General features: G+C 30.2%; 6 protein-coding genes. 2 read left to right on the top strand and 4 right to left on the bottom strand.

Features of this window, described 5'->3' with window-relative positions; all coding sequences use genetic code 11:
• The first annotated feature begins 147 nt into the window (after positions 1-147).
• Complete coding sequence (locus RAH34_RS18325) at positions 148-846, top strand: DUF1826 domain-containing protein (RefSeq protein ID WP_306597078.1); 699 nt, start codon at positions 148-150, stop codon at positions 844-846.
• Positions 847-1,083: 237 nt separating this feature from the next.
• Positions 1,084-1,674 carry a DUF4840 domain-containing protein gene (locus RAH34_RS18320; protein ID WP_114819234.1) on the top strand — a complete coding sequence of 197 codons (591 nt, stop codon included), beginning with the start codon at positions 1,084-1,086 and terminating at the stop codon, positions 1,672-1,674.
• Between the two features lie 65 nt (positions 1,675-1,739).
• Here the strand turns inward: RAH34_RS18320 and RAH34_RS18315 are convergent, their stop codons facing one another.
• From RAH34_RS18315 to avs2, 4 genes are all read right to left on the bottom strand, one after another.
• Positions 1,740-2,999: a hypothetical protein gene (locus RAH34_RS18315; protein WP_114819235.1), complete on the bottom strand. Its 1,260-nt coding sequence runs from the start codon at positions 2,997-2,999 to the stop codon at positions 1,740-1,742.
• Positions 3,000-3,770: 771 nt separating this feature from the next.
• On the bottom strand, positions 3,771-5,516 hold the full coding sequence (locus tag RAH34_RS18310) for a hypothetical protein (RefSeq protein ID WP_306597077.1): 1,746 nt from the start codon (positions 5,514-5,516) through the stop codon (positions 3,771-3,773).
• A 59-nt stretch (positions 5,517-5,575) separates the two neighbouring features.
• Entirely contained in the window at positions 5,576-6,658 is a 1,083-nt protein-coding gene (locus RAH34_RS18305) for an MBL fold metallo-hydrolase (RefSeq protein WP_306597076.1), read from the bottom strand.
• Between the two features lie 11 nt (positions 6,659-6,669).
• Entirely contained in the window at positions 6,670-11,484 is a 4,815-nt protein-coding gene (gene avs2 / locus RAH34_RS18300) for an AVAST type 2 anti-phage system protein Avs2 (RefSeq protein ID WP_306597075.1), read from the bottom strand.
• Positions 11,485-11,693 lie beyond the last annotated feature (209 nt).

Below are 11,693 nucleotides of genomic sequence, written 5' to 3'. Positions count from 1 at the left end.
ACAAAACTGAAAATTAATAACCTTATATATAAAACAGTGTTCTCCAAATGAGAGCACTGTTTTTTTATCGTGGCTGGTTGATGGAATTGAATAACCTATTCCGTATTTTTGCACAGAATTAAGCAGCTAAACTGTTTGTTCCAACCTATGAGCACTATATTTTCTGACCATGATCAAATTGAGGTGGTTTCTTCTTTTTCTGAACTTGTGAATACCCGTTTTCATGGCGCTATGAATGCCATTTGCTGGCAAAGGAATTTAGTGGGCGACTTTAAAGAAATTGTCACAAAGCTTCAGTTGAGAGATGATATTACAGAAGTTTCCGGCGAAGATCTTTTAGCATTGGAATTGTCAGAAGAGGGAAGTGTTGCAAGAGAAATTATTTTAAATGACCTGCAGTTATTGACAGATTTTGGTGCATCTCCGGTTCTTAATTTGCTTAAATGCTATGAGCGCGATGAGGAACTCGGTTTTATTTCAACAGACGTGTACTCCTATCATGTGGACCGTTCACCTGTAGGCACAGACACTTTTCTCTGCACTTATCATGGAACGGCAAGTGATATCATCGCCAATGATCAGGTGGAACAGAAAATTTTAATTCCTGAAATCCGTGAACAGCTCAAAAAATTGCATGACGGTACTGAAGATGAATTTGAAGACTTTCTGAAAGAGTATTTCTTTGATCTTCATTATCAGCCTAAGCCCCATGCAGAACCCGTCAATTTAGGAGTGGGCCACCTTTGGCGTATTGCAGTTGATCATCCTGATCAGGAAGCATTACCTTGTGTTCACAGAGCACCTGTCGAAAATGATGGAGAGTATAGACTGCTGTTGATCTGTTAACTGATCTGTTATATCTTCAACGACACAAAAATCCAATATCAGAAAGATGTTGGATTTTTTTATGATTAATCATAAAGTAGCGTTTTTAATTGTTTTAAATGTTAAAAATAACAGGCAGTAAATCAGTTGATTGAATTTATTTTTTTTAATCCCAAGCAAGGATATGGAAATTCTGTATTTATATAGATGAGTACTCAATACAATATTTTTTAATCAAAAAATTAATTCAAAATCAAAATGAAAAAAATCAATCATGTAAAATTGATATCCATGCTTGTGATCTTACTGGCTATTCCTTTTGCTCTGGCAAGTTGCAGTAATGATGATGATGCTCCAAAACCTGATCCCATAACCATTAGTTTTGATGATCTTAACGGTGAATACACAGGAAAAGCAAGTATATCTCAGGGAACTGTGAACGGAGAAACAGCGGTTGTTTTTTCCGCCAAGAAAAACCTGATTTCCTATTCAGAATTTCCTATGAAAGAGATTATTTACTCTGTAATTTCTGATCCTGCGAAAGCCAATCAAGCCTTAACAGCCATTGGGAAAATAAAATATGACCTGGATTATACAGCAGTACTATACCAGTATAAAAAGGAAATAGAACTTAATCTTCTTCCTAAAGAATTAACTGTTCAGGTTCCTGTGGATGGGGTAAACAAAAAGGTTGTCATAACGTTCACAGCTTCCAAAAAAGGACTTTTTACCAAACAGAACACACAAAATATGAATTTTGAACTGCTTGCAAGTAAAATTACGGTTGAAGGAACCGTTGTCAATCCTTACAATCCCGTAAAATATAATTTTCAGATGCTGAAGAAGTAGCCGCAGTAGGGAATATTATACAGATGCACTTACACAAGTGCATCTGTTTTTATCTAATGTATTCATTACCATTTTATTTTTATTTTCGGAACTACTTTTTTTATTTCTTTGGCTACATTAGTTCCTGCTTTTCCCAGTTCGTTGCTTATATTTCTGACCACCTTTACTGCTTCATGATTTTTCCCGGGACCATATTGTAAATCATGAACGGTAGTATTCCATGTTTTGACGATGTCGTTATTAGGACCAAACTGACCTTTTAAAGCATCTCCAATCTGATTTAATCCTTTAACGATGGTATTGTTTTTTCCGAAACATCCATTATCACCACCTACACCGTTTGTTAAACATTTATTTAATTCACGATAAGTCAATTGGCCGCCTGCGCAGCCTGCAAATGCATAAGGCTGTCCTCCGGTACTTACCGCGCACTCAACGGCTATCTGGGCTTCTGTATTCAGATTAAGTTTACTTGCTCCATAACACACGGCAGTTCCCATAAAAGATATTTCACCACTGTTAGCCTGATCTTTAAAGCAGGAAACTAATTGCTTGAGTTCAGGATCATTTACTTTATCAGCGAAACAAAGGGGATACATTTCGTAATTGCCACCATATTCTTTATAGCATTTCAACATATCCTGAGTAATCTGCTTTTCTTTTGAACCGCCTAATATACTGAGCATACAAAGACTCTGTTCCTCCATGGTTGCTGAGTTTTTGGCACATTTATAAATTTCAAGTTCTTTCTGACCAGCCATATTCGTTACCATGCAGTCCCCGAATTTCGTCTGATTTAATGAGCCATCAAAATTCAAAGAATTCTTATAGCAGTCTACTGCCTTTTGCTCACTTGTCATCATCACATCCCCAAAAGGTCTTTGCTCGTCAATAATCTGGGTAGGTAATGGTCTCAGTCCGTCAGCTGTTTCAATTCCTATTTGATTATCATAGATAGGCTTTGGTAGATACATAACCGGCGGTGGCGGAACAGGAATATTAGAATAACCCACGACGCGGTATCCATATCTGTAATCCAACTCTATAATATTTTTATTAAAATCCAGGAAAAAAGCCTTTTGGTAAGGAACGGCAGACGGCAAGAGTAAATAATTAATTCCGGTTTGATCATATACGGCCTGGCCGGCATTTCCCGGATTGCCATCCTGAACAATCACTCCTGTATTGTACATGGTAAAAGACTGACCATAAGTAGTCAAAAACATCTGTCCGATTGGATAAACCTGAGCCAACAGGAAGGAACAGAAACTCATCAGTGAAATCAGTACACTTAAAATTGATAGTTTTTTAATAATTGTGTCCATGGTACTTATTTTTTGATAAAGTTACCGTGTAGACTATTATCGGGAAATTACCCTTTTTCGCTATTTTTGAAGTCTGCTATGCAAAGTCTCCTGATTTTGAAGATCGGATGCTTCAGGAAAGGTTGCAAATGGAGTAGGCTTGGGTATAAATATAAAGCTCACTTTCCCAAATACTTTCTTATATTAATTTTTGAATTGCTCAATCTTATGAATACAATTTTACAAATAATACTTCTTATCATTATATTTTCAAATTCCATATTTTTAATGTTGGAAAAAAATATATCGTCATTTAAAATATTTAAATTAAGTTGGATCATTGCATTAATAGATATTTTAGTAATCCTATTCTTTTTTGAACTAAAGCAATCTATTATCCTTTATATCACATTTACATCAATTATTGTTGTGTTTACTTTAGGACTAAGAAGTTTTGTAAATAGTTATAATACCAATACACTGGAAAATCATGACAATAGAAAACGACTTGTCAATTTCTTTACCTATTTTTTACTCTTCTTTTTAGTGATGCTTACAATTGGTGTTATGAAAAATCTTTTATTTGATTCTCCTTTAGAATAAATGATTTAAAATTATATTTTTCACTTAGCAAAGTCTCCTCACTTTGGGGTGATAATAAAGTCTTCCTTTATAATATATACTCCAAAGTCACGAGACTTCGGAGAGCTGAGATTTTGTAGAGTGCTTTTACATCTCCAAATAATTCCTTAATGGACAGGCTTTAGAAGTTTGAATGTTTCCATGTAGTTTTTATTTAATTTCCCACTTAAAATTTAAAGGAGTTTCTAATTTAATTTCTTGAAAATTTTCTAAAATAGTCTTCCATTCTTTAAGTGGATTCTCATCTTCTTTAAAATTATCGTAATCTTCTGCAATATTTATAAAATGTGATATTGCTTTCTTAACACAATTATACTCTTGAACATAATTATCCAATCCTTCGTTTTCAATGAACTCTTTACAAAAAATCAAATAACTAATAAAATAATCAACTACATTTTTATTTAAGTCAGAGTCATGGTATTTTTTAATGGAGTGAATACCTATTTTGTAAAAATCACTAAACGTCCCGTAGTTATTATCTGAGTGAAGTTTTTTATATTTTAATGCTTCAAATAAATTATTTCCTAAATTTCTTAAAATAACTCTAATATCTCTTTCACCCAATAATTCTCCTTCAATAATACTTTCTACTAAGTATTTATAAACTTTGTAGCAGTCCAAAGTATCTTTGTACAAACCTTTTTCTAAGGCAATTGATGAATAATAATAGCTAGTTGTTAATATATTCCAAACTAAATATCCTTTTTGATATGACCCTAAATTATTGTATTCATAAATAATATGTGAACATATTCCATCTAATCTCAAATTACATTCCTCAAATAGTTCTCGGTCACCTAATTCAATAGCAATATTCTGAATGTCGTTTATATATTTTACAATATCAATAATACCATCCCAAGTTGATGATGCTGAAAAATTTGAATCAATTCTACTATCTTTTTCATACATTATTATCAAATCCCATATATCTTCTTGCTTAGGGCAATTTTTAGTAACATTTACTCTAAATGAGTTTTCAATAACATCCAAAGCATTACTTAATGAAAGGGTATTTTTAAAATACTTATAAAGTGACTTTAAATCAAAATAAATAAATGTATGAATCTCTTGTATATGTAATAATTCTATTTTTTTATCTGCAAAATGTTGATAAATTTTATTTATTGAATCCCAAATAGTATTAAAAAATTGTGAATCATTAGACCTAATTGCCGTCTTACAATTTTCTCTCCATAACCATGTTAAAGCTCCTAATATATTATCACATGTTTCTCTATCCGCCCCATCACCAATAAATTCAAACGTTTTTTCTAAAATTTTGTCATTGACGGTTTCATAAGATTCAATTTTATTTTCGATAATATAAGAATCAACAGATTTTTTAATTTTAATAAAATTTAATTCTGAACTATGCTTTTGGAATCTATATTTTGAGGCTTGTTCAAAATCCTCTACAACTAAAGAATTGGCAAGTTCCAAAACTCCTTTTATTTGACTACTTCTATCGACAAGTTCCTTAAAGAATGGAAAAACCGAAAAAATATATAAAAGAAATAGAACCCCAATATAATACCCAATTGTGATATTTCTAGAAGTTTTAAAATCCTCTATAATAAGATAAGATAAAAAAGAAAGAAAAATGATTATTACAGAGAGATATATTGCATTTTGGATATCTTTAAATTCTATCGGATTTACAAAATTATTTTTTGTAATTCTCTCTTTAAAAAATTCGACCGACAAAATTATAACTGCCATCATAATACCAAAAATTGATGATACTGCTCCAATTATTAATCCAAAATAGTCTTGAGAATTTAATTTAGAAAAATCAAATATGTCAGGCATAAAAGCAATACCTTCTAAAGGCAAAAATATAATTAGTAGATAAATTACTACGAAAATTATTGTTACTATATAATTTTTCATTGTATTAATTTCTTCATTGAATGTAACCAAAAATTTTAAAAATATATATCATTGTTATTTTAAAACAGATTAAATTTACTGAGATTTTCTTTTAAGAAAATGACTTCAAAATTCAAATCATTATATATTGTATCTTCTTCGCTCTGGAAAATGCTTTGCAGAGTATCATTATCATAAGTGAAATATAATTTGTATCTATTTTTTAAATTTCGATTTTTATTTCTCAAAATTCTTGCAATACATTCCTTTGTAGGAAGTTTAGACCTATTTTCACCATTCGCGCTAAAAAGATAATTATTACACTCAATTAAATCATATAATTCATTATTATTATTTCCTTTGCTTCCGTGATGAGCTACTTTTACCCAATCACATTTTATTTTATTTTTCGATGAATATCCAATATTAATCAGTGATTCTACTACCTCTGATGGATGAGAATCAGCAAGCCATAATATATTTTTACCATCAATTTCTGTTAGAAATGAAATACTACTACCATTTTCAATATTATCATCTTCTTTCCAATCTTTCAAACTAAAATCAAAAATTTTTGTTTGATAATCATTCTTAACGATACCAACAGCTTCACTTATTGAATCATCTTCTATTGATTCAAAAGCCTCCATTTTAGAAATACTGTATTTGTTTCTTAAATCTTTAAGTTTGGCAATGGTTGGTGATAAAAAAGTAATATTAAGACCTGCAATATTTATTGATTTAGAATCAGTTATATAATCAACAGCTTCCATCTTGCCAATACTTTTCAAATAGTTGTAAAGTATATCTCCTTGCCCAATACTTTTTGCATTACTTACTAAAAAAGAATCTGACGAATCTGATTTATAGAATCTTGGAGCATTATAAATCCAGTTAGAAACTATGTCTTCCATTTCTCCATCTGTTATATAATCAATATATTTCTTTACACCACCAATATGGTCATCATGGATATGAGAGATAATCCAATAATCTATCTTTTCATTTTTATGAGTTAATTCTATAATCTCTTTTTTTATAATATCTCTGAAAGTACGCTCATAACCAGAATCTATAAAAATATTATGAATTTCATTATCACTTCCTAAAAATGATAATCTTGCAGCATCCCCGCATTCAGATTGATAAAATGTAATTTCCATAATTATAGTTTTTAGCGTTTTTCTTTTAAAATTAAATCTCCTAAAATATTTCCTTTATCTAGTGTATAAACACCCGAGAACTCACCAAACATATATTTACCCATTGAACTTTTATCAACTTTCGCAATTTTTTCGGCAAGAACAGTCCAAAATATTTCTAAATTATTTTCATTTAAATAAGCGGTTAATTTATCCTTCCTAATAAGAACTCCTTTACTGCTACTATTCGTAACTACTATTTCTCCAGTATTATCCTTAAAATCTCCATCTTTTGACGAATATTTTAAATTTAAGCCTTCAAAAACAGTCTTACAAGGAATGTTATATATTTCATTTGCTTTTGATTTATCTTCTTCCATTCGTCCTTTTGCTCCTGTACTTGCCACTACTATTTTGTACTTTGTATCAGGAATATTAACCCATTCTTTAAATTTATTACTTCTGGTTTCATCTATATCAGCGGGCGACCAAAATTTTTCTCGATTAATTAATGTGCTTAAAGCATCAATATTTTCCGGCATTCTTCTACCCCAAAAATGTTGACTTTTTAAGTATTTAGTAATTTTATTTTTATCATTTTTTTTACAGATATATCCTTGTATAAGATACCAAAATTCTTTTCTTTCTCTGTCATATTTATCTTGCCCAAAAGATTTAGGCTCTTTCCATTCTACATATTTTTGTAAATGCAACCATTCGTTTCCGTAAAAATCAATTTTATTAATTACGTCTTTCATTTTCGGCATATCCGCTGTGGAAATTACCCATTCTGATGGTATGTTTTCCCAATATTTATATTCTGAATCATCGTGCCATTTTTTCTCGTGGTCAGGCTCGAAATTATATTTTTCGTTTTCATAACCTTCCTCTTCATCATCGATTTCATTATCAGGGGTAATATATGCAGGGTCTATATCTCTTAAATAATTTTGCCAAGCTCCTTTGTAAAATTCATAAGGGGTTGTTCGGCTTGTTCCAGTTCGCATTTTATAATTGTCTGTAATCATCGCTAGAATTTCATACAAAGCAATCCACTGATATTTTTTACTTATTCTTTCGATGCTGTGCGATCGACTATATCCACTATAATTTGTATAAAGTAATTCGTATTCTCCATGTTTTTTCACATTATAACCCAGTTTATGGACTCGTTCAACAATCCATCTTTTGAATGGTTCTGAATCAAGATTGTGTGTATAAGACCACTTTGATTTTTGATTTTGCTTATCGAGTAAGTATGGAAGTATTTCTCTTTTGATATATTTTTTTTGTTCATCTTCAAAGTGTTCCTCAATAAATTCGTCCAATTTGTCTTTCATTAGGTCGAAACTATTTAATAATTCCTCAAATTTTTCTTTACCAAGTTGTTGAGTTATGGTATATTCTCTATCCTTAAATTTTTCTTTTTCTTCTAAATTTTTCACATAGATTTTAACAATGCTCCTTCTTTCTCTTGAAAGACTCTTAATATATTCTTTATAAATTGGTTCTTGTGTAAAACTTATAGGGTAAAAATCGTCGATTTTGTTATCTACAACATATCTACCAAAATCCCAAGTCATTGTAGATGTATACGCTTTGCCATAAAGTCGAACATTTTCGGGATTTTTTTCAAATTCTTTGCTATCGTAGTTACCTTTATATTTTTCAATATCACTTTCTATTGGAAGTTTAGGTATTTTACTGTGATAAGGCGGTCTTATATACTCAGGAATTAATTTTATTTTTAAATTTTTATAGAGTGCATATTCGATTATGTTTCTTGCATAATCCCTTAAAAGGATATGTGTTGGTGGATTTTTTCTTTTGAAAATCGTATTGTATGTATATTGTGCAAGTAACCCAATTCCTTCTTCCGAATCTGTCCTCAAAACTACTCCGTAACAAATAGCATAAAGTCTCTCCAAAATATACAAATCGTCCACCTTTTTAAATCGAGTAAGAATTGTTAGTAGAATAGCAGGTTTTTGTTCCAGAAGATTAACTAGTGCTTTTGTTACTTGGTCTCTCAATACTCTATCTGTCGTTGCTAAAACCCAAACTAAGGTTTGTGCTACTAATCTACAAGTTTCATCATTTATAGTGGCGGAAATATTTGGTTGCCAAGCAAAATCTAATAATCTTCTTACCGATTGTGTATTGTCTTCGCTATCTTTTCTTGAATGACCAATAATGAAATATTGCCAGAATCCGTCTCTATCAGACATCTTTGTACGGCTTAAAATTCTAAAGAGCCTGTCACTATTTAGCGGATGATTTTCAATACAGGATAATTCAATAATTGTATTCAAAAAATAATCATTGTTCAATAGTATCCTAAATTCTTTTGATTGAAAATGACTGGTTATTTTTTCATCATCAATACTTTCAACTTTTCTCCATTTTAAACTATCAAGCAATAAGTCATTTATGTTTTTACAATTATATCTTAGTACATATTTATCGTGATTGTCATCAGTTGAATCTTTTCCATCAAGAACAAAAAAATCATCAAAAAGCCAATTATATAACTCAAATAATTCTAACGAATATTTTTCTGGAATAATTACCGAAAGAGCCTCCAATATTCCTCGACCATCATTGTAATAATCATTAGCAATTTTTCCAAACTTACCATCTTTTTGAAAAGCTAATTTTAAATCTTCAATATTTGCATAACTTTCTAATTCATAATCGGCAATAAGAAAATCGCCCAACCTTTCGTAAGCAAAATATACTATTTCTACATTTTCTTTCTTCCTCTTGCCATCTTCATCTCTGTAATATCTTTTAATATTTTTGATAAACAATCCCTCTTCTATTAAATCCAAAAGAAGATTGGGAGTATTTGGAAAATTTTTGTTGAATAACTCTATTGCATTTTCTACGTTTAAATGTCGGTCTTCATCGTTTACACATTCTTTTGAAAAAAGATTGATTGCATCCCAAACGATTTTGGTCCTTAATCTGTATTCTCGCCTATTTGACAGTTTAGAATAAATCGAATTGACATAGAAATCAAAGACTTCACTGATACCGTTAAATCCACTTGGAAATTTCTTTTGTCCAGAATTTTTGATTCCTAAACAACACAATTTTAAAAAAAGTGGATTGGAAAACTCTGGAGACAAAATTGGAAAATTAGGTTGCTCAAGACCATAAAAATTACAAAACATTTTTAAAGCTTTATATTCGTTGCCTTTAAATGCTTCGTGTTCTATTACTGTAGAAAATTTAGAAATATCATTTGGTAATGTATAATCCCAATAAGTATCTCTAATTGTAAATGCTAAGCCAATAAATGGGAATTTTAAAACTTGAGTTATTAATCCGACAATCTGAGACTTCCACATTATTTCTCCACTGGTAGTCTCATTAATTGCATCAATCAAAATTAGAACCCGAGAATTTATTTGTTCTCCAATATTGTTTAATGTTGATAAAAAATCGGAAAAATTGCCCTCAAGCTCCAATTGTCGTAAGATGTTTTTCTCTAACGCGTCCGAATTAGTGAAGTGCTGACCAAGAAGCAATAATGTAGGTAAATCTTTCTTTAATCTATAGTTAGCAACATCTCCTAATAAATGAGACTTTCCACAACCAGCAGCACCTTTAACAATCAAAATAGGACTGTTGGCTAACTCTAAAATGACGTTATTATCAAAAGCAGATTTTAATTCGTAATTAGCATTCTCAATTTCTCTTAATCTTGAAAGTTGCTTTTCATAAGGATTTCTTTTATTATCCTTTTTTGGTTTCTTTTGCTCTTCCCAGCCTTTTTCACGAACATCATTTTCTAATTTAGAAATATTTACGTCTAATAAATCTAAATCTCTAAAAAACCAATCCAAATCAATTTTGTTATTCACTGAGATAGGATTTTGTTTCTCCCATTCAATTAGTTCCCATTTTAATTTTTCTAGTTGATTCTCAATATCTTGAATTTCAGTTAAATCTTTCGATTTCTTAATATTTCTGTTTGTTAGCCATTCGTCAAATATTTTTAGAATTCTCTTTTTAAAGATATTGTCTTTTGCCAACTCATTGAATCTATGGGCAATCGGTAATTTAAAATTAAGTTCTTCGCTGTATCTTTCGCTAAGATTTGATATTGACTTCTCTACATTTTTCTTGAAAAAATTCTGAGTCACTCCGTTTTCACCGATATAAGAATATGTCAAAGTTGGTAAATAATTAGATTGTAAAATCTCATCAATCATTTCTACAAATTGACAATAAATCACTTTCCCTTTTTCCTCGGCTCGAAATCGAGTTAAAATTCCTAAAAGAAAAACTTCATTGCTGATATTAACGAATACTCCACTTCCAGAAAAACCATTAAAATTGTATTCTGAATAATCTTCTTTCAATTCCAGATTAAATCTTTTCAATTCTGGTTCTATTTGTTTCCAAATAGGATAAATAGTGTCGATTTCTTTTCCTTTTGTAGCACGCGGAAATCCCTTAACAATAAAATTCTCTTGAGAATGTCTTTCTTTAATAATTTTTATTTCTGGTATGCTAAATTCAATTTCAGATTTGTCGATTATGATTACAGCAATATCTTTAGTAACATCTTTAAACAAAAATGATTCTTGAGGAAATAATTTTATCGAGATATATTCCTTACTTACATAATTATATACTTTTATTTCTAAAGATTTTCTCAGAATTTTGAATATATCTCCGTCTTCAAACAAACAATGGGAAGCGGTGACAAAATAAATTTTATCACCAATATTTTCTTGGTTAATTAATATTCCTGTTCCAATAGTCTCATCGCTATCAGGATTATTAATCTTTACTGTAATTCTTGTAAGAAATAAATCTAATTCTGTAGTTGTCAAGGTTAAGTTTTTTATATACAAGATAATAAAATGTACCTTATATAGTTGCAGTTATTATAATATTTTTCAAATGCGAATTAAATGATATTTTTTCATTTTCCTTTACGGGAAACCATATTGTAATAGAAGCTATATTTTGAGCTAAAATATTAACGGTGTTTCTTTTAGCAAAAAGTTCTAAAGGCTGCAGACTTGGGAGAGCGTCAGAC

Source organism: Chryseobacterium sp. WLY505 (genome assembly GCF_030846215.1).
Classification (GTDB): Bacteria; Bacteroidota; Bacteroidia; order Flavobacteriales; family Weeksellaceae; genus Chryseobacterium.
This window is presented reverse-complemented; position numbering and strand designations above follow the sequence as displayed.